Source organism: uncultured Algimonas sp. (assembly GCF_947498175.1).
GTDB lineage: Bacteria > Pseudomonadota > Alphaproteobacteria > Caulobacterales > Maricaulaceae > Litorimonas.
Window position 1 is genome coordinate 159,783 of record NZ_CANMJB010000004.1, and the last position, 17,426, is coordinate 177,208.

The window sequence follows — 17,426 nt, forward strand, 5'->3', positions numbered from 1 at the left end:
CGCTCTCATCTTCCGGGAAACCCGCAGGACGTGGCACCTGTTGCGATGTCGCCATCGCCGGTTGCCCCGGAGGTCGCCCCCTGCGAAGAGGATCGGGCCTTGTCCCTCGCTCCGGTCTTGATGAGTGGGAAGGCTATGGCGGGCGGGAAAGAACGGGTCAAGATTTCGTTTGGACAGGCTGGTTGGCGACGGTCTGCTTTGCGGTCTTCGGGCCTCCTCGCGAGAACGCCAATCAATGGGCTAGCCTGACGTGGGCGCTCCCTTGTCCCAGATGATGGCCATGAACAGACCCTTCATGGGTTGCAGCAAGAGAACGCAGAGTGCGGCCAGAAACAGGCTGACACCCGTGATGGACGCCCATACCGGCCAGTCTTCGCGGAATACGATCCAGTGGAAGACCGGTGCCGTCAGATGTCCGGCGACGAGCATCGAGGCCCAGGCCGGGCCGTCATCGGCGCGCACCTCGCCCCAGTTCACGCCGCAACACGCACAGTGCTCGACGGGTTTGAGGAAGGCGCGGAAGAGCTTGGCCTCACCGCAATTCGGGCACGACATCTTCAATCCGCGCCAGAGCTTGGGCCGCAAGGGGCCGGTCGGTTTGGGGCCTTCGATCATGTGCGGGCCATAGGGGGTTCGGCCTAGGCTGCCAACAGCGCGGCGACCTTGCGCAGATCCGCCACCATTTGCGGGTAGGCGGTCGGCGCGTCCTCGTAGCGCTGGACCCGCAGGATGTAGGACGGGTGCGAGGTGATGAAGAATTTCAGGCCGTCGGGACGCTCCAGCACGCGGCCGCGATTTTCACCGACCTTGACGGGGCGTCCGTTGATCGCACGCGCGGCCGATCCGCCCAGACAGAGAACGATGTCGGGCTTCACCAGTTCGATTTCGCGCTCCAGCCAGACATTGCAGGCCTTGATCTCCGAAACGGAAGGGTTCTTGTGGATGCGGCGTTGGCCGCGCACCTCGTATTTGAAATGTTTGACGGCGTTGGTGACGTAGGACGTCTCGCGCGACAGGCCGGCTTCCTCCAGCGCCTGGGTCAGAATCTGTCCGGCCGGGCCGACAAAGGGTTCGCCGGCTAGGTCTTCCTTGTCGCCGGGCTGTTCGCCGACGATCATCAGGCGGGCATTGTCCGGGCCGACCCCGGCCACGCCCTGCGTCGCGCCTTCCCACAGATCGCAGCGGCGGCAGGCCTCGACCTGCTCCCATAAGGCGGCGATGTCCGGCGGGCTGAGGTCTTCGTCGGTCTGGTCGGGCTGGTAGGTCGCCTTCTCGGCGATGGGATTGGGCTCGTGGTTCAGGCTGTCCATCATCATTCTCTCCCGGGTCTTTGCGGTCTGGATCAATGAGGGAATAAGGGCGGCCTCGGGCAGGTTGTTCCAGTACTTCTTCGGCATTTCGGCCGTCATGGCTGCGACTTTCAGACGCGACGGATTGAAGATGGACGAAAAATAGGTCTTCCATTGCTCCTCCACGACGTCCTCGTCGGGCACGTCGTCCCGGGTGCCGCCGGGCTCGAAGCGGAGCGCCTCGCCGTCCCAGACGGCGGTCCGGAAGGGCGTGACGATCGCCCAATCCATGTTGGGAAACCGGCGCGTGAAAAAAGGGGTGGCCAGATCGACAATGTAGTGGCTGGGTTCGAACCAGGCCATGAAACGCTCGCGCCCCGTCTCGCTGTCACCGACTTTGCGAAAGCGCACGAAGGCGTGCATCTTGTGGCGGTCGCGGCGGATCGCCTTGTCGGCCTCGACCATCCAGCGCACATCGTCATCGACCGTGTTGCGCATCAGGCTCGGCTGCGCCTGCAGACGCCAGAGCAGATGATAAAGACGGTCATAGCGTTCGGGGTCGCTATGACAGGCCACCCGTTCGGCCCGGTCCATGAAATCGCGCGAAGTCACGACGTTACGGCGATTGTTCATCAGCGCCATCATGCCGAGATCCAGAATGGGGTCGTCTCGGTCGGGCGGCGCGAAGCGGACCTGGCCCGGAGGAATGCGTGCGGCGCAGAGATCGCGCGCCTGCACTTTCCACGCCTCGAAATCGGCATGGGCGTCGAGTGTGATCGTATGAACCATGAAAGGCGCTAGAGAGCGAGCGCCAGCTGCTCCGGCGCAGGCGCGAAGCGGGCGCGAAGATTCGTCGTGTCGAGTAGGCCGCCCGGATGGTAATCCGCCGTCTGGATGAATGGCATGGCCTTGCGCACCGTGTTGGTGAGCTTGGTCAGGTCGGTGAGCCGGACCGCCGTCATCCGCCGCGCTTCGATCAACCGGTCCACCGTCTTGGCACCCAGACCCGGAATGCGCAGCATGAGGTGACGCGGCGCGCGGTTCACATCGATCGGGAAGGTTTCACGATGCCGCAGCGCCCAGGCCAATTTCGGATCGATGTCGAGATCGAGCATGCCGTCCGTCGTCGCCGCGTCGATTTCCGATCGTTCGAAATCATAGAAGCGCAGCAGCCAATCGGCTTGGTAGAGCCGGTGTTCGCGCATCAGGGGCGGACGGACCGGCGGCAGGTCGAGCGATGCATCCTGCATCGGCGAAAAGGCGGAGTAATAGACGCGCCGCAATCCATATCCCGAGTAGAGATCGGTCGATGTCTTGAGAATGTCGCTGTCGGTGCTCTTGTCCGCGCCGATGATCATCTGCGTGGATTGGCCGCCCGGTGCGAAGACGGGCGCCTTGGCCTTGCGCAGAATGCGGCTATCGCGCGCGTCTTGCACATCGTCCAGACGAACCTTCACACCCGCCATGGCCTTGCGGATGACCGGTTGGGATTTTTCCGGCGCGAAATGCTCCAGCGAACTTTCCTTGGGCAATTCGACATTGATCGAAACCCGGTCGGCGAGCTCGCCGGCTTTCTGGATCAGGAGCGGATCGGCTTCGGGGATCGTCTTCAGATGGATGTAGCCGCGGAAATTGTGATCCTCGCGCAAAACGCGTGCGACCTCGACGATTTGTTCCATCGTATAATCGGGGGACTGGATGATGCCGGAGCTCAGAAACAGCCCTTCGATATAATTGCGCTTGTAGAAATCGAGCGTGAGCCGGACGACTTCGTCCACCGTGAAACGGGCGCGTTCGACGTTGGAGCTGACGCGATTCACGCAATAGCGGCAGTCGAAAATGCAGAAATTCGTCAGCAAGATCTTCAGCAGGCTGATGCAACGGCCGTCCGGCGCGTAGGCATGGCAAATACCCATGCCCTCGGTCGATCCCAGACCCTCCTTCGCTCCGTTCTTGCCGAGCGAGCTGCGTGTCGCGGTGCCCGAACTGGCGCAGGATGCATCGTATTTCGCCGCGTCCGCGAGAATGGCAAGCTTGTCGATGAGGGTTTTACGGGCCACCGTTTTTCATGAAACAAAACGGGAACGGGCGCAAGACGACGAAGCACATATGTCGCGCCCTAAACCGGTCAAAGATCGGCCGAGACCGGCCCGAACACTATTCGGCGAGGTGATTGCCCGTCAGTTGAACGTAGCTGCCCTTGAGCCTGACATGTTCGATGGGAAGGCGGCGGCCATCCGACAGTTCGATCATGGCGACCCGTTCCGTATCCGGGTCGACCAGCATGTCCTTGACGGTAATTTCGGTATTGCCGTCCTCGGCGAGGATCTGGCGACCGCGCAGATCCAGACTTTCGTCGACGAGGAAATAGTCCGACACGGGTTCGTACGCGCCCGAACTGGGAACGATGCGCATGCCCGTCTCCTGCAGGGAGGTCAGGCGTCTGGCCGGTATGTCGGAACCCTCTTTCACGAGCGAACAACTCCCCGCCGACGGGGCGGTTCCCACACCATGATACGGATCATCCCTGTATCCGGATCCAACGGCTCGGGTACGGGTCGGAACGAGTCGGGGGTGCGGGCGTTTGATTGTCAGTAGATTACGAAAATCATATGAGGACGACATGAACTTTCTGGCCCGCACGACACTCGGTTTCGCATCCGCCGCCCTTCTGGCCGGCGCAGCGAACGCCGGAACGATGGATGGGGACAAGGTGAAGGTCGACAAAAACAAGCCGGAAACGGTTGTGGCGACCACGACCCGAACCGTCCAGACGCTCGACGCGGATGGCCAGGTCGGACAATTGACGCTCGTCGAAATCGACCGCGACGCCGAAACCACGGCGGTTCTCGGCGCGCTCGCGATGCAGACGACCGATGCTTATATCGTCAAGGACAATGACGGCGATCTGTTCATCAACCACCTTGTCCCGGTCGAGGAGTTGCCGGATCCCACACTCATGGTCGATGCGGTCGAGACCTACGAAATCACACATCGCGGCATGACGTTCACCAACAAGGTGGTCGTCGAGCCTCGCTAGAAGCGGCACACATGACTTGATTTCGCGGGCCCGTGCGAACGGGCCCGTTTTTTTATGCCGGAAACCAGCTATGGAAGACGTCATGACCTCATATTCCGATAACCGACCTCCGACCCTGGCAGACCAGGAAGCCGTCCTGGCACGTCATGCCGCCGAGCGCGTCAAACTGGAGCGCGTCGAATCCCTGGCCAAGACCATGGATGCGGCTTTCAACGTGCCCGGAACGAACATACCGTTGGGCGTCGATACGCTGGTCGGGCTGGTGCCGGGCATCGGCGATACGGTCAGCTTGGGCATCGCCGGTTACATTGCCAGCCACGGTATCGGATTGAAGGCCCGGAAACGGCACATGGTCACGATGGGTGGCAACATCTTCGTCGATTGGTTAATCGGATTGGTCCCCGTGATCGGGGACCTCTTTGATATTGGCTGGCGCGGCAATCTACGCAATGCAGCTTTGCTCCGGCGCGTCACGGAACAGCGTTGGGCCGAGGAACGCGTCGCTGTCGGAATCATAGATCACGACTGAGTGCCGTCCGAAACCCTTGGCATGCACGTGCCGGGACCGGCGGGGCGCCCGTCTCCGCTCACTCATGATGTGCAACCACGAAAAAACCCGCCATCCGAAGATGGCGGGTTCTTGGTCGTTGCGTGGCGACGCATTCAGGCTGAGCTTAGCGAGGCTCATTCTCGACATCGACGTCAACGTCGGCATCGACATCGACTTCGATGTCATCGGCCAGGTCGTCGGTCTCGTTTTCCTCTTCGGGAAGATCGATGTCGACAGTCGGAACCTCGACAGTCACCTCTTCGCTACCGAGATCGATATCGGCGACATCAAGGTCGACAGCTGGCATCTGACCGCCCTCGACATTCACTTCCGGCAGTTCAGCCGTCTGTGTCAGGTCGATATCGGTCAGGTAGATGAGTGCGGCACCGATGGCGAGAAGCGCCAGGCCGCCGATGACCCAACCGGCAATGCTTTTCTTTTCGGTGTCTTCGCGGTGATAGACCTTGATATCGTCGTCGGTCTTGTTGTCAAAATCAGTCATAATGGGTTTCCTTGTTTGGAGTGGAGGTTAGGCTCGCTCTAGGCGACGCCCTAATTGGCTTTGGGTCCGATGAAGAACCAGACGATCAGGCCAACGAGTGGAGCGATCAGCACGAAGAGAGTCCAGAGGACTTTCGCCAGTGTCGATGCTGCAGACTGCCAGATATTAATGGCGGCCCAGATCCACACGATCACGTGTATCAGGCCGAGAATGCCTTCTAACATCAGGTAGCTCCTTTCGTCACGCTATTGACGGCGAGGCCGAATTGCCTTGCTTCTACACAACTCACTTGCTGGGGGCGCGTTCCCAAAAACATTTTCGCTTTTGTGGACGATCGGACCTGGCAAGAGTGCTTGACCGGGTAATCTTGTCGCAGTTCGGGAACGTGTTTCCAAACCATACGATTATAGAGCATTCGCTGGCGAGCAGACGCCATTGCGCAATTCGCCGTGAGGGGCTCGCCAGAATGTCCGCAATGCCCAGCAGGCTCCGTCATTCCAGCCAGGACGAACCCGGTTTTTCGCGCCGTCGGCGCGGGCGCGGCTTCTCCTATCTGAACGATGCCGGCAAGCCGATCCGCTGCGAAAAGACGCTGGCCCGGATCCAGGCGCTCGGGCTTCCCCCTGCCTATGAGGATGTATGGATCTGCCGCGACGCGAACGGGCATCTGCAAGCGGCCGGGACGGATGAACGCGGGCGGCGGCAATATCGCTATCATCCAGACTGGCGGACGTTCCGGGACCGCCAGAAATACGACAGGCTCGAGAGTTTCGGGCGCGCCTTGCCGCGCCTCAGGCGGCAGGTCGCGGCCGATCTGCGCCGCAACCGTCCGGACCGGGCGCATGTCAGTGCCGCGCTGGTCCGCTTGATCGACATGGCCGCCTTGCGTGTCGGGACCGAACGCTATGCCGACGAGAACGGCAGTTTCGGTGCAGCGACCTTGCGCTCGCGGCATGTACGCTTCGATGGGCCGCGCCTGCGCCTGTCCTTCCGGGCGAAGGGGGGCAAGCGCGTGCGGAAGCAAGTCAAGGACCGGACTCTGGCCCGGGTCCTGGAACGGATCGGCGATCTACCCGGCCAGGTGCTGTTCACCTGTCTGGGTGAGGACGACGAAACCTATCCCGTCCATTCCGAAGACGTGAACCGCTATATCGCGGAGGCCACGGACGATGCCGGTTTCACGGCCAAGACCTTCCGCACATGGCACGGCACGCTCTGTGCCCTCGACACGGCCGTCGCGGCGCAAAACGGCCTGACCATCAAGATGATGAGCGAGGCAGCGGCGGAGAAGCTGCACAATTCCGCGACCATCGCGCGCAACAGCTACATCCATCCGGCCGTGATCGCCTTGGCAGACCTCGGAGAGGCCGCGCGAAAGTCATTGCTGGACGACATCGATCTGCGTCTGGCGCCCAATGGGCTGGACCGGCCGGAAAAAAGACTGGTCGCCTTGCTGGCCGGGGAACATGCCGATGCGGGGTCGGGAACTACACAGCGCTCCCGTCCGTAGAATAGACGAAGATTCCTCAGATCGCTCAAAAGGATTATTGCCTCATGTTCCGTTTCATTCTCCGCACCGTCGTCGCCACAGCGCTGTCCTTCGCCGTGAAACAGTATCTGGAAGGCGAATCCGGCAAAACGGGCAAAAAACGCGTGACACGATAGGCGTCGAAACTTCCGCGTTCCGCTAAAACGAAAAAGCCCGCCTGCATGGCGGGCTTTTCATTTCATCTGAGACCGACCTCGCTTGGCCTTGCGGCTTAACCCGGTCGCCTGCCTGTCCAGCTCACTTCTTCACCATGCAGGGGGACGGCGGCGATACTCATCTTGGCAGAGCCGTCCACGATGCGTCTGGAATAGACGAGATAGACCAAGCTGTCATTGTCGGAGTCGTAGATCCGGCGCACCGTCAGCTTCTTGAAGATGATCGACTGGCTCTGGCGGAACACTTCCTCGCCCTTTTGACCGGTTTCGATGTCGCCGATCACGATCGGTCCCGTCACGCTGCAATCGATGGAGCCGTTGGACGGATTTTCGAACCAATCGCCCTTTCGCAACCTGTCGATCACGCCGCGGTCGAAATGCGCCATGTGGCAAGTGACGCCGGAGACCTTTTCGTCCTGGAGCGACTCGATCTTGATCTCGTTGCCGGTCCAGTCATTGTTGATTTCCGCGACCTGCTGGCCGCCACCGCCGCAGGCGGACAGCAGAAACGCGGCTGCGGCGCCGTATATGAGGGTGCCATGGATCCGTCTGTACATTCGTGTCTCCTGCGCAGGCGATCATCTGCCCAAAATCGCCCAAAGGGATGTTTACGCCCAAACTGTTAATCCCGTTCCGCTATTATGTGTCAGCTTCAGGAACATGTTCCGGCTTGATGACGTTGTATATGCGGAAGGTTTTAGAACGGTCATGGCAACCCTAGAGGTCACGAAAAAGCAGCAAGTGCTCATCGTCGAAGACGACGCTTTCATCGCGCTGGATATCGAAAGCGTCATGGATGCGGCCGGTTTCGACGTGATCGGCTGTGCCGGTCGTGTGGACGAGGCGCTCGACCTGCTCGACCGTCACGCGCCGGACATCGTGTTGCTCGACTTCAATCTGCGCGACGAGACCTCAATCCCGATCGCCAAGCTGTTGCAAAAGACGGGGATCCCATTCCTGTTCATCTCGGGCCAGACCCGCGAGGTCGTTCTGGCCGACATGGCAGACGACTACAAAGTGATCCCCAAGCCGTTCCGTCCGAAACACCTTGTCAACAACGTCAGAAGCCTCACGCAACACTAGGCTGCGGTCTTAATATCCGAACGGCGGTCCGCCCCTGAGGCGGGCTTTCTGGGCTTGGCCCAGGCCGGATTCCCGGATCGCGGTTTTCAGCTGCTCGATGTGTTTGTCCAGAACCGGTTCGGTTGCCTCCGTTGCCCGGCGCTTCATGTGGTAAAGGACTTCAAGCGTTTCGCGCGCGGCATTCTCGTCCTGGCAAATGTACTGGCGCGATTGTCCGAACAGCGTGGCGCATAGGCTTTCGAAGCCTACCGACCGCGCCCAGATACGGGGCGTTCCGGAGCTGTCGAGAACGCAATCCTGCGCTGCAGGTGCGTTGATCATGGCCAATCCGATATGGCCGAACCAGTGTATGCAGTTAACGGCCGTGAACGGATCGTTGACGCCGGGCGACAAGGCGCGACTGGCGATCTCGACCAATTCGTCGGCCAGGAATAGAAGGTTCTGGTGCACGGTCCGTTCCCGGCCGGTGGCGATGAACGACCAGATCTCCGGCGAGATCTCGTCGCGGAACGCCTCGGTGTCGAACGCTGCTTGGCTGTCATCGGCCATCACTTCGACCAGACCGTCGCTTTCCATGACGAAGTCGCCGGGAACTTTCAAAAGCCTGAGCCTGTATCCTTCCTCTTCCGCCCATTCCATCATGCCCTTGAGGGAAATCGCCTGGATATAGCCCGATGCCGGACTTCGGACCGTCTGTGTCAGATCGGGATCGAACGGATTGCCCAGCGGTTCGCAATTGGTCGTTTCCAGATCCTGGCCGCCAGGAAAACGGCCGAGTTCGATCTGGCCGATCAATCCCTTGGAAACCTTGCCGGTTATCGTGCCGACATTGAGAGTTTCCGGAATGTGGTGGACGAAGAAGATCAGCACGGCGACACTGATCACGGTCAGGATGAGCGCGACGAGCACCGACAGGCTGGGGGAGAGGCCGACCGTGCTCTGACTGTCGATCACGATCTCTTCGGAAACGGATTTCAACACGACCATGCAATAAAGGAACGTCGCGAGGAACATGCCAAGCGTGACCTGATTGGCCCGGTCGCGCATGAAGTTGCCGATCAGGCGCGGGCCATATTGTCCGGATGCGGTCGTGACGGCCACCATCGTCAAGGAAAAGGTGACGGCGGCGACGCTGATCATCGAACCCGCAATTGTGGTCAGGACGGACCGTGCGCTGGTCACGGTCGAGGCGAAGAACCATCCCAATATGTCGCGGATTTCGGCTTGGTAACGCAGGTCGATCAGGGTCGTCAGAACGCCCAGCCCGACTGCGGCCATCCCCATCAAGGCGGGAATGAAATAATAGCTCGCCCGCAGGCGCAGCAAAGATTGAATGATCCAGGCGCTCACAGAGGGTCCTTGTATAAATCGGTTCGACCCGCCTTAGGCGCTATCGCCTGCCTTGTCCCGGTCTTCCCCTTTGGCCTCCGTGTCATCGCCCTTGTCCGGCCCGGACGGTTTGACGCTGACGAGATGCGGATAGGGGATTTCTATTCCAGCCTTGTCGAGGGCCAGTTTGACCGCGCGGACGGCCCGGCCCCGGATGCGGACCTGCTCGGCCTTCTCTGCCTTGGTCCACCAGCGCGCCAATATGTTGACGCTGCTATCGCCGAGTTCCCACGTGTGGGCTTCGGGGGGCGGATCGTCGGAAATCTCTTCGATCTTGGACAGTTCCTGTTCGATCAGTTCCAGAACCTGGTCGATGTCGGCGTCGTAGGAAACCCCGATCGTGTACTCACCGCGGCTGATGCTGGTTTTGGTCTTGACGAGAACGGAGTTGGTGTAGAGCTCGGAATTGGGGATGATGGCGTGTTCGCCCTCATAGGTCTTGAGGATCGTCGCGCGCGTTTCGATCGATTCCACCGTGCCTTCGAAGCCGGCCGCTTCGATCTGGTCGCCGATCTGGAACGGTTGGCGCAGAAGGATGAGCATGCCGGCCAGCCAGTTCTGAAGAATGTCCTTGAATGCGAACCCGATCGCCACGGAGCCGACGCCCAAGGAGCCGATCAGCGTGCTGAGTTTCACGGATGGCGCGACGACGGCGATGGCGATGGCGATGCCGATCACGATCACGAAAATCTTGGCCAAGCGTCCCAAGGCCTGGCCCAGGCTCGGCCGTTCATGATTGCGGAAGCGCTTCGCCAGCTGCTTTTTCGCCAGGCTTGCCAGCCACCAGAACAGCAACAGGATCAGGGCCGCGAGAACCAGGTTCGGCAGAATGGAGATGAAGCCTTCGGCCCAGCTTTCCACCCGGTCCATGGCCGCTTCGAGACTGAAGCCCTCGGCGAGCGGCTCGTTGATCGTGTCATCGGAGGTGGCGGCATCCTGATTGCCGCTGTCCTGAGTACCAGAGTTCTGAGTGCCAGAGTTCTGAGTGTTGGAGTCTTGCACGACCGACCTTAGGCTTTCGTCACTTCGGAGTGAGATTTGAGCACGCGGCCGCCATCGTCCTGCTCGATCATGTAAGCGGGCTCGTCCGAGCTGGCCTTGCGTTTGATTTCCGTGCCTTCGATCGTACGGCTCACATCCTCGATGAAACGTTCAGCGACCTTGCCCGTCCCTTTTCCGTTGCCCCACTCCCACTCGACTTTCGTTCCTGTTTCATAGCCGGCCATCGAGGATTCCTCTCTTCGCTGCGTGGGGTCATGCGACGAATTGGCAACGCCGATCGGTCATTACGGTTCCATGACAGCAAGGACAGGCGGATGCGGAACCGACGGCCGGTCTGCGGCATTGATTAGGTGAACAAGGACAAACCCAATGCTGAGACTGCTTTTCTGTACCGCCGCCATTTTGCCCATCGGCATCATTCCGTGGGTGAGCACCAAGGCGGACACGGTCGAGATGGAGGCTCCAGAGGCGAGCTATGCAGAGCTCGTGAAGGCCCCGAACATCGATGCGCTTTCGAATTGCGAAACCGGCGAGCTTCCGGTCTTCTTCCACGACAGCCTCGTGACGACGCACAGCGCCGAATTCATTCTCGACGGGTTGGAGGCGGCCGAGGATTGCGGCGATGTGGACGTCACCATCATTCCCGTTCTGCCCGAAGGCGCCAATGCGGCCGATATGTCCCAGTCCGTCCAACGGACTGCGGAGCTGAGCGAATATGTCGAAGCCGCCGCCGACGCCGGAACGTTCGATGTCGCGCTCGACATCGCGAAAGCCCCGACCGAGGAAGAGATATCCACCCTTTACATAAACGGCCGCGCCGCCATCTTGCGGATCGATCCGGAGAGCAGTGCCGAGTAAGGCTTCCGCGAATTGGCCGTTCGCCGAACGAACCTGACGCGGGATTTTGACCATGGATAGATTCGTTCGCCGCATGAAACATTATGTCGATATCGGCGACGCGGATCTCGCGCCGCTGATCGCGCTCCAGCACCGGGAGCAGACCTTCAAGTCGGGTCAGACGATCGTCGCGCTCAACGAACCGATGGACAAGATCCATATCGTTCTCGACGGCTGGTCGTTGCGGGCGCGCTATTTGGACAATGGCCGCCGTCAGATCATCAATTTCCAATTGCCCGGCGACTATTTCGACCTCATGTCTCTGGTCGGCGCCCGCTCGGACCACACGATCACGGCGGCGACCGATACGGTCTTGCGCATCTATGACGGCCGCGAGTTTCTCGACATCATCCAGAACGCCCATCGTCTGGCGTCGGCCTTCTGGTGGGTAACGGTGCAAGAGGAAACGATTTTGCGTCAGCAGATCGTGCGTATCGGGCGCATGAGTGCGCGCGAACGCATCGCCAACTTCATTCTGGAACTCAACCGGCGCCAGAACATCGCCCAGGACAGCGAGGGCGACTTCGTGCCTCTGCCCGTGCCCCAAGCCTATCTGGCGGACGCGCTGGGCCTCTCCGTCGTCCATATTTCCCGCTCGCTGACGTCCATGAAGGCGCAGGGCCTGATCCGGACGAGCCGACGCGGCATCGACATCGTGGACCGGAATGCCTTGATGGAACTGGCCGAGTACAATCCCGCGCTGATGTGCCCCGACCCGATCGTGATCGCGGCGCAATAGCGGCGCGCTCAGCTGTCGTGGAAGAACAAAGCCTGGCTGATGGCAGCCTTGACGTTTGACGGCTTGAACGGTTTCGAGATCAGATAGGCCGGCTCGGGCTTGTCGCCGGTCAAGAGGCGTTCCGGGAAGGCGGTGATGAAGATCACGGGAACGTCGTAATCCGTCAGAATGTCGTCGACCGCATCGATCCCGGACGAACCATCGGCAAGTTGCACATCCGCCAGAACGATCCCGGGCTTGCGTTGCCCGGCCATTTTGACGGCTTCGGTGCGCGTCGCGGCCACACCGTCCACCTCGTGGCCCAGGTCTGACACCAGCTCCTCGATATCGGCGGCGATGATCGGTTCGTCCTCGATGATGAGAACGTTGGTGCGCAGTTCCTTCTCGATGTCGGCTTCGGCCTGATCGAGCATTTCGCGCGCGCCGTCCTCGGACACATTCATGACATCCGCGATCTCGTCGAGCGAAAGCCCTTCCAGTGCCGAGAGCAGGAAGGCCTGCCGGGAGACCGGAGTCAAACGCCGGATCCGGTCCGTCGGTGTGTCGGAGCCGTCCGCCGGTTCTTCGAGTTGCGCGCCGGTCGAGCCCCAGATGCCGAGAAACATGCGGTAGAGCGCGGTGCGCGGTGGCAAGCGGTCATCGATGACGGCATCGCCTGCGACCAAGGCTTCCAATGCAGTGCGGACGTAACGGTCGCCATCGGTCTGGGACCCCGTCAGAGCGCGCGAAAAGCGGCGCAGATACGGAAGATAGGGTGCATAGGTATCGACTAGACTCACGTTGGGGTCCCCTTTTAGACAATCCGGTGGCGCATGCGCATTCGCCCGCCCCTTGCAGCTTGTCGGCTGCGGTTCAAGGTGTTTAAACCGGCGGGAACCCATTTGGTTCCCAAGCGTAAGCTTGCGGTAAATCCGGGGAAAAGGACCACGATCCAGTCTATGACCGATGACTCACAATCTTCGCGCCGCAGCCACAAGCGCGCCGACTCCGGCCAAGCGCCTTTCGACAAGGAAGCCTTGCCGGACAAGATCGGGTCTTCCTTGCGCAACCTCTATGACAAGGTCCTGAACGAAGACGTTCCCGACGACTTCCTGAGTCTGCTGCGCCAGGCCGACAAAGCCCCAGCGCCGAAAACCGGCAGGGGCGCCAAGTGAGCCAGAACCCCACCGACACATCGTCGGAAGAAGAGGTGTTGGAACTCGACGAAGACCAGTTCCGCGATGATCTGACGGCCCTGATCCCGCATCTGCGCGCATTCTCCCGGTCGCTCTGCGGCAATGCGACCTTGGCGGACGATGTCGCCCAAGACGCGCTTCTGAAAGCCTGGAACGCGCGCGACAAGTTCAAGCCCGGATCCAATCTCAAGGCTTGGACCTTCACGATCCTGCGCAACCAGTTCTATTCGATCAAGCGCCGGTCATGGCGGGCGACGTCGCTGGAACCCGAGGTCGCCGAGCAGACCATCATCGCCAATACGGATCCGGAACAGAGCGTTCACCTCAACGAATTGCGGCGCGGTCTCGACATGCTGAAGGACGATCAGCGCGAAGCGCTCATCCTCGTCGGGGCGTCGGGTCTGTCTTACGAAGAAGCGGCGGAAATCTGCGATTGCGCCGTCGGTACCATCAAAAGCCGTGTATCGCGCGCTCGCAAGGCGCTGGAGACCATCATGAAATCCGGGCGGTTCGACAATGCGCCCGACAAGGTCCGCGCGCTGGACGCCATGACGACGATTCTGTCCGAGGCCGATACTTTGGCCGGCAAGACTTAGAGGATTTTCAAACGTCTGCCGTGGCTTACTGCGGCCGAATTTCGAGGGTTTAATCCTAGATAAGCGACGCGCATCTCGCTAGAGGGCAGTGATGACGGTGACCCCGACCGACAGTCCCGCTTCCCCTCGGCCCGACCCGTACGCCGTCCCATCGCTCGAGACGCGCTGGTGGCAGAGTGTCCGTGTCCGCTACGGTTTCCTGCTGGCGCTCGCCTTGATGCCATGGCTATTGGTGACCGGCCTGGAAGCCCTGTCCACATTGGACCGCAATCGCGTTTCGCAAAACCAGCTCGCCGACGTCGTGGCGACGAACACGGTCCGCGAAATCGCCAGAACTCTCGAAGCCGGCCGTCTCGGCTTGGACGCCGTGCCGCAGATCATCGCCGAACTTGGCTGCGATGCAGGCTCGGAGGAGGTGTTGGAGCGGCTCGATGTATTCGAAGCGCTCATCGTCAACGAAACAGAGGGCACGCCCATCTGCCAGAACCCGGTCTCGCTGAACGGCCTCGTCCTGGAAAATCCGCAACCGTTCACACAAGACCGATCGTTCCGCATCGAGCGAGGCAGGATCGACGATGACGGAACGTCGCGCCATGTGATCGTGCTCCAGTCCATAGTGCGCAGTTCGGGCCGGACCTACACGCTCGTTCTGCCGCAAGATATCGGACTGCGCGGCATGTTGGATGCGACGCTCGGAGCCGATTCCATCATCGTGCTGGCCAAGCCCGACGGCTCAGGCGTCGTCGGCGCTTCGGATTTCATGAGCGATGCCGGGCAGGATCTGGCCATGATCCCATTCGGCCGTGAGACATTGCTGGACATGGTCGATGCGGACGGTGTGGCCTGGCGCATTGCATCGCGGTATTTCCGGGATCTGGATCTCTACGTCATGGTGGGGCGATCGGCGCGTTTCGGCAACCTCCATGCATTCATCAATCCCCTGACGTCCGTCCTATTGCCCATTTTGGCGTGGCTAATCGGATTCGGCCTCATTTGGCTCGGCACCCAAACGATGCTGCTGACACCGATCGCCAAGGTCCGCCGGACGGCCCGTCAATTCGCCAGCGGACGATTGGGGTCGCGCGTCAACCTGTCCGGGTCGGCCGCGAACGAGGTCCAGGGACTTGCCAACTCCTTCAACCGCATGGCGCATCAGCTGCAGGAGCGCGAAAACAGGATCGCCGAGAACCTGGATGAAAAGGACACGCTGATGCGGGAGATCCACCACCGGGTGAAAAACAATCTCCAGATCATCATCAGCCTTCTCAACATGCAGGAGCGCAAGGCCCAGAGCCAGGATGCGATCGAGGCTATTTCCGCCACGCGGACACGGATCAACGCCATCGCAATCGTGCATCGCGGTCTTTACGAAAGCACCGGATTGCGGCGCATCGATATCGGTCCGTTCATATCCAGATTGCTGGCCGCCATGGGCGAAAGCCTGGGCACCGACGAGGCCGGCATCCATCTGACGCATTCCGTCGAACCGTGCCATCTGAATGCCGACAATGCGATTCCCATCGCTCTGTTCATCGTGGAAGCCATCAGCAATGCCGTTGAACACGGCATAGAGCGCGGCGGTTCCGTCCATATCGAGATCGTCTTGCCGGACGACGACACCATGGTCATTACGGTGACGGATAACGGGCGCGGGGTCGGCGATCCGCAAACGATGCGCGGCATCGGCACCAAATTGATGAAGGGGTTTGCGCGGCAACTGTCCGGCACGCTCGAATTCAGCGACAATTCCCCCGGACTGACGGCGCGTTTGAGCTTTCCCATAGACGACACGCCCGAACAGCCTTTCCAGGTCAGCCGCAAGCGCCGCGACTGAACGCTCTGGATATTCATGAGGGGCAAAAGAATAAGCCCGGACGCCGTGCAGGGGAGAAACGGGGTCCGGGCTTAAAAACACCGGGATGAAGGGGAGGTACCTGGTGTTTGTCTGTTGTTATAGGGATTACGCCTTAATGGTCGAAAGGGTTCCCGCGAATTTTGAACCTGCCTGCATTTTTTAAATAGCTCGGCATCGCGCTCCTTGTTCGCGCTATTCCTCTTCTTCGTCCAATCGCGGATTTTCGCCGAAGATTTCCTTCGCCATGTGGGAGGCCCGCGGGAACTCGGCCTCCTCGAGGCTTGCGCTCAACTCCGCGCGTGTCGGGTTTTCCGGTACGGGTACGGTTTCGCTCGGTGTCTCCGATGCCGCGTCTTGCGATGCCCCGTCTCGCGCACGGGTCGGCTTTGTCTTTTCGTTATCGGCCAAGTTGAAATCCTTTATATCGTAAAGCTGTGGAACCCCGTCCGGAGACAGGCGTGTTGCAAATATAATGAGCCTGGAGACCGCTTCGTTCCCTTGCGTTTGCTCTGATCCGAAAAGCGACACGCAAATGGAACGAAATGTCGCGTGGTCTCGTTGAAGTCATGAACGCGCGCCACGAGGGCGCGTTACACTGAAATTTTCCACGAGAAGGACATCGAAATCATGGCTACTGCCAAAGTTACCCCGAAAGCCACTCCGAAGAAGACGGCCGCGAAGCGCCCGTCCGTCACGGCGACGACAAGCGACAGCGTCGCACCGATGGATAATGAACTTTCCAATCAACTCGACACGCTGCGCGCCGATCTTAAGATGTTGGCCAAGACGGTCAAGGACCAGGCGCTGTCCAAGGTCGAAGGCCGCACCGAGACCGCCCGTGCGGTCGCCGTCGAACAGAAGGACGCCGCCATCGCCCGTTACGACGAGTTGACGTCCAAGGCCGAAGTGCAGATCCGTGAAAAGCCGCTTTCCTCCATGGCCATGGCCGTGGGCGCCGGTCTCGTGCTGGGCGCCATCCTGCGCGGCTAGGCTGCCAATGGATCATGACCCGGCGCCTTTCCGTGCGCCGGGTCTTTTTAGTTCTACAGATCCAGTTACGGGTCCATCCTAGGAGACGCGGGTGCTGAGATACGCAACATTCATTGCGCCATTGCTGATGCGCAAGGGCACGCCCAATCCGGTCAGGGTTCTGACGGGCTATATGGGGGCATTGTTCCTGAGCATATTCGCCGGCATCTTTTTTCTGGCCGCCCTGTTTACCTGGATCGCGACGACATATGGTTTGGACGTCGCCTTCCTTGTCATTGCCCTCATCCTGAGCGTCGGGGCCATCGGTCTGACGATCATGGCGCGCGTGTCACAGACGATCGCGCTGAAGAAGGCCAAGGACCGCCATGCGCGCATCAAGGGCATGCTGGCAGCCAAGGAAGACCCTCTGTCCGAACACATACCGGAGGAAATCCTGACCCACCCGATCAGTCAGAAGATACTGGCCCAAGTGGAAGACAAACCATTCGTCGCCGGTGCCACGGCGCTCGGTCTGGGCATCATGCTGTCCCGTCAACTCTTAGGCGAAGGCGATTGAGGCAGACCGGATCATGTCGCGCTGCGGCGCAACGGCCCTAACAATAAGAAAGCAGACCG

General features: G+C 60.4%; 23 protein-coding genes and 1 riboswitch. Of the genes, 11 read left to right on the forward strand and 12 right to left on the reverse strand.

Annotated features, from left to right (window positions below; all coding sequences use genetic code 11):
- Window positions 1-2: 2 nt before the first annotated feature.
- Window positions 3-127: riboswitch (SAM riboswitch) on the reverse strand.
- 113 nt (window positions 128-240) lie between these two features.
- From Q0718_RS07780 to Q0718_RS07795, 4 genes are all read right to left on the reverse strand, one after another.
- Window positions 241-615 carry a DUF983 domain-containing protein gene (locus Q0718_RS07780; protein WP_298915939.1) on the reverse strand — a complete coding sequence of 125 codons (375 nt, stop codon included), beginning with the start codon at window positions 613-615 and terminating at the stop codon, window positions 241-243.
- Window positions 616-638: 23 nt separating this feature from the next.
- Window positions 639-2,078, reverse strand: coding sequence for a UdgX family uracil-DNA binding protein (locus Q0718_RS07785; protein WP_298915941.1), 1,440 nt, complete (start codon window positions 2,076-2,078; stop codon window positions 639-641).
- An 8-nt stretch (window positions 2,079-2,086) separates the two neighbouring features.
- Window positions 2,087-3,349: a putative DNA modification/repair radical SAM protein gene (locus Q0718_RS07790; protein ID WP_298915944.1), complete on the reverse strand. Its 1,263-nt coding sequence runs from the start codon at window positions 3,347-3,349 to the stop codon at window positions 2,087-2,089.
- Between the two features lie 97 nt (window positions 3,350-3,446).
- The gene (locus tag Q0718_RS07795; RefSeq protein ID WP_298915947.1) at window positions 3,447-3,761 is read right to left on the reverse strand and encodes a PRC-barrel domain-containing protein; all 315 of its coding nucleotides are present in this window, start codon (window positions 3,759-3,761) and stop codon (window positions 3,447-3,449) included.
- A gap of 151 nt (window positions 3,762-3,912) precedes the next feature.
- Between Q0718_RS07795 and Q0718_RS07800 the strand changes: the two genes are divergently transcribed.
- Both Q0718_RS07800 and Q0718_RS07805 read left to right on the forward strand, forming a co-directional pair.
- The gene (locus Q0718_RS07800; RefSeq protein ID WP_298915950.1) at window positions 3,913-4,329 is read left to right on the forward strand and encodes a hypothetical protein; all 417 of its coding nucleotides are present in this window, start codon (window positions 3,913-3,915) and stop codon (window positions 4,327-4,329) included.
- A gap of 82 nt (window positions 4,330-4,411) precedes the next feature.
- Window positions 4,412-4,858: a DUF4112 domain-containing protein gene (locus Q0718_RS07805; RefSeq protein WP_298915953.1), complete on the forward strand. Its 447-nt coding sequence runs from the start codon at window positions 4,412-4,414 to the stop codon at window positions 4,856-4,858.
- Window positions 4,859-5,003: 145 nt separating this feature from the next.
- On the opposite strand, the gene Q0718_RS07810 is transcribed toward Q0718_RS07805, so the two are convergent.
- Both Q0718_RS07810 and Q0718_RS07815 read right to left on the reverse strand, forming a co-directional pair.
- Window positions 5,004-5,381: a hypothetical protein gene (locus tag Q0718_RS07810; RefSeq protein WP_298915956.1), complete on the reverse strand. Its 378-nt coding sequence runs from the start codon at window positions 5,379-5,381 to the stop codon at window positions 5,004-5,006.
- Between the two features lie 50 nt (window positions 5,382-5,431).
- Window positions 5,432-5,605: a PLDc N-terminal domain-containing protein gene (locus Q0718_RS07815; protein WP_298915958.1), complete on the reverse strand. Its 174-nt coding sequence runs from the start codon at window positions 5,603-5,605 to the stop codon at window positions 5,432-5,434.
- Window positions 5,606-5,856: 251 nt separating this feature from the next.
- On the opposite strand from Q0718_RS07815, the gene Q0718_RS07820 reads away from it, so the two are divergent.
- A complete protein-coding gene (locus tag Q0718_RS07820) occupies window positions 5,857-6,891 on the forward strand; it encodes a hypothetical protein (RefSeq protein ID WP_298915961.1) in 1,035 nt (344 codons plus the stop codon).
- A gap of 250 nt (window positions 6,892-7,141) precedes the next feature.
- Here Q0718_RS07820 and Q0718_RS07825 read toward each other — a convergent pair whose 3' ends face one another.
- On the reverse strand, window positions 7,142-7,642 hold the full coding sequence (locus Q0718_RS07825) for a CreA family protein (RefSeq protein ID WP_298915964.1): 501 nt from the start codon (window positions 7,640-7,642) through the stop codon (window positions 7,142-7,144).
- Between the two features lie 151 nt (window positions 7,643-7,793).
- Here Q0718_RS07825 and Q0718_RS07830 point away from each other — a divergent pair, with 151 nt between their 5' ends.
- Window positions 7,794-8,168 (forward strand): response regulator, encoded by a 375-nt coding sequence (locus tag Q0718_RS07830; protein ID WP_298915967.1) that lies wholly within the window; start codon window positions 7,794-7,796, stop codon window positions 8,166-8,168.
- Between the two features lie 9 nt (window positions 8,169-8,177).
- Here Q0718_RS07830 and Q0718_RS07835 read toward each other — a convergent pair whose 3' ends face one another.
- The 3 genes from Q0718_RS07835 to Q0718_RS07845 are packed head-to-tail and all read right to left on the reverse strand — an operon-like array spanning window position 8,178 to window position 10,783.
- Complete coding sequence (locus Q0718_RS07835; protein ID WP_298915970.1) at window positions 8,178-9,518, reverse strand: DUF2254 domain-containing protein; 1,341 nt, start codon at window positions 9,516-9,518, stop codon at window positions 8,178-8,180.
- Window positions 9,519-9,551: 33 nt separating this feature from the next.
- Window positions 9,552-10,559 (reverse strand): mechanosensitive ion channel family protein, encoded by a 1,008-nt coding sequence (locus Q0718_RS07840; protein ID WP_298915972.1) that lies wholly within the window; start codon window positions 10,557-10,559, stop codon window positions 9,552-9,554.
- Between the two features lie 8 nt (window positions 10,560-10,567).
- Complete coding sequence (locus tag Q0718_RS07845) at window positions 10,568-10,783, reverse strand: DUF2945 domain-containing protein (RefSeq protein ID WP_298915975.1); 216 nt, start codon at window positions 10,781-10,783, stop codon at window positions 10,568-10,570.
- A gap of 145 nt (window positions 10,784-10,928) precedes the next feature.
- Here Q0718_RS07845 and Q0718_RS07850 point away from each other — a divergent pair, with 145 nt between their 5' ends.
- On the forward strand, window positions 10,929-11,417 hold the full coding sequence (locus Q0718_RS07850) for a hypothetical protein (RefSeq protein ID WP_298915978.1): 489 nt from the start codon (window positions 10,929-10,931) through the stop codon (window positions 11,415-11,417).
- Between the two features lie 52 nt (window positions 11,418-11,469).
- On the forward strand, window positions 11,470-12,195 hold the full coding sequence (locus tag Q0718_RS07855; RefSeq protein ID WP_298915980.1) for a Crp/Fnr family transcriptional regulator: 726 nt from the start codon (window positions 11,470-11,472) through the stop codon (window positions 12,193-12,195).
- Window positions 12,196-12,203: 8 nt separating this feature from the next.
- Here the strand turns inward: Q0718_RS07855 and Q0718_RS07860 are convergent, their stop codons facing one another.
- Window positions 12,204-12,974 carry a response regulator gene (locus tag Q0718_RS07860; protein ID WP_298915982.1) on the reverse strand — a complete coding sequence of 257 codons (771 nt, stop codon included), beginning with the start codon at window positions 12,972-12,974 and terminating at the stop codon, window positions 12,204-12,206.
- Between the two features lie 159 nt (window positions 12,975-13,133).
- Here Q0718_RS07860 and Q0718_RS07865 point away from each other — a divergent pair, with 159 nt between their 5' ends.
- From Q0718_RS07865 to Q0718_RS07875, 3 genes are all read left to right on the forward strand, one after another.
- Entirely contained in the window at window positions 13,134-13,349 is a 216-nt protein-coding gene (locus Q0718_RS07865) for a NepR family anti-sigma factor (protein ID WP_298915985.1), read from the forward strand.
- Window positions 13,346-13,966: a sigma-70 family RNA polymerase sigma factor gene (locus tag Q0718_RS07870; RefSeq protein ID WP_298915988.1), complete on the forward strand. Its 621-nt coding sequence runs from the start codon at window positions 13,346-13,348 to the stop codon at window positions 13,964-13,966. The genes Q0718_RS07865 and Q0718_RS07870 overlap by 4 nt, the downstream gene beginning before the upstream one ends.
- 91 nt (window positions 13,967-14,057) lie before the next feature.
- On the forward strand, window positions 14,058-15,800 hold the full coding sequence (locus Q0718_RS07875; RefSeq protein ID WP_298915991.1) for a histidine kinase dimerization/phosphoacceptor domain -containing protein: 1,743 nt from the start codon (window positions 14,058-14,060) through the stop codon (window positions 15,798-15,800).
- A 213-nt stretch (window positions 15,801-16,013) separates the two neighbouring features.
- Here the strand turns inward: Q0718_RS07875 and Q0718_RS07880 are convergent, their stop codons facing one another.
- Window positions 16,014-16,229: a hypothetical protein gene (locus tag Q0718_RS07880; protein ID WP_298915994.1), complete on the reverse strand. Its 216-nt coding sequence runs from the start codon at window positions 16,227-16,229 to the stop codon at window positions 16,014-16,016.
- Between the two features lie 219 nt (window positions 16,230-16,448).
- Here Q0718_RS07880 and Q0718_RS07885 point away from each other — a divergent pair, with 219 nt between their 5' ends.
- Both Q0718_RS07885 and Q0718_RS07890 read left to right on the forward strand, forming a co-directional pair.
- A complete protein-coding gene (locus Q0718_RS07885) occupies window positions 16,449-16,811 on the forward strand; it encodes a hypothetical protein (RefSeq protein ID WP_298915997.1) in 363 nt (120 codons plus the stop codon).
- 91 nt (window positions 16,812-16,902) lie between these two features.
- Entirely contained in the window at window positions 16,903-17,367 is a 465-nt protein-coding gene (locus tag Q0718_RS07890; RefSeq protein WP_298916000.1) for a hypothetical protein, read from the forward strand.
- Window positions 17,368-17,426: the final 59 nt, after the last annotated feature.

Coding starts and splice junctions, on each gene's coding strand:
- Q0718_RS07830 (WP_298915967.1), top strand. CDS start 7,794: ATGGCAACCCTAGAGGTCACGAAAAAGCAGCAAGTGCTCATCGTCGAA.
- Q0718_RS07820 (WP_298915961.1), top strand. CDS start 5,857: ATGCCCAGCAGGCTCCGTCATTCCAGCCAGGACGAACCCGGTTTTTCG.
- Q0718_RS07805 (WP_298915953.1), top strand. CDS start 4,412: ATGACCTCATATTCCGATAACCGACCTCCGACCCTGGCAGACCAGGAA.
- Q0718_RS07785 (WP_298915941.1), bottom strand. CDS start 2,078: ATGGTTCATACGATCACACTCGACGCCCATGCCGATTTCGAGGCGTGG.
- Q0718_RS07825 (WP_298915964.1), bottom strand. CDS start 7,642: ATGTACAGACGGATCCATGGCACCCTCATATACGGCGCCGCAGCCGCG.
- Q0718_RS07780 (WP_298915939.1), bottom strand. CDS start 615: ATGATCGAAGGCCCCAAACCGACCGGCCCCTTGCGGCCCAAGCTCTGG.
- Q0718_RS07865 (WP_298915985.1), top strand. CDS start 13,134: ATGACCGATGACTCACAATCTTCGCGCCGCAGCCACAAGCGCGCCGAC.
- Q0718_RS07855 (WP_298915980.1), top strand. CDS start 11,470: ATGGATAGATTCGTTCGCCGCATGAAACATTATGTCGATATCGGCGAC.
- Q0718_RS07800 (WP_298915950.1), top strand. CDS start 3,913: ATGAACTTTCTGGCCCGCACGACACTCGGTTTCGCATCCGCCGCCCTT.
- Q0718_RS07850 (WP_298915978.1), top strand. CDS start 10,929: ATGCTGAGACTGCTTTTCTGTACCGCCGCCATTTTGCCCATCGGCATC.
- Q0718_RS07885 (WP_298915997.1), top strand. CDS start 16,449: ATGGCTACTGCCAAAGTTACCCCGAAAGCCACTCCGAAGAAGACGGCC.
- Q0718_RS07815 (WP_298915958.1), bottom strand. CDS start 5,605: ATGTTAGAAGGCATTCTCGGCCTGATACACGTGATCGTGTGGATCTGG.
- Q0718_RS07845 (WP_298915975.1), bottom strand. CDS start 10,783: ATGGCCGGCTATGAAACAGGAACGAAAGTCGAGTGGGAGTGGGGCAAC.
- Q0718_RS07810 (WP_298915956.1), bottom strand. CDS start 5,381: ATGACTGATTTTGACAACAAGACCGACGACGATATCAAGGTCTATCAC.
- Q0718_RS07875 (WP_298915991.1), top strand. CDS start 14,058: ATGACGGTGACCCCGACCGACAGTCCCGCTTCCCCTCGGCCCGACCCG.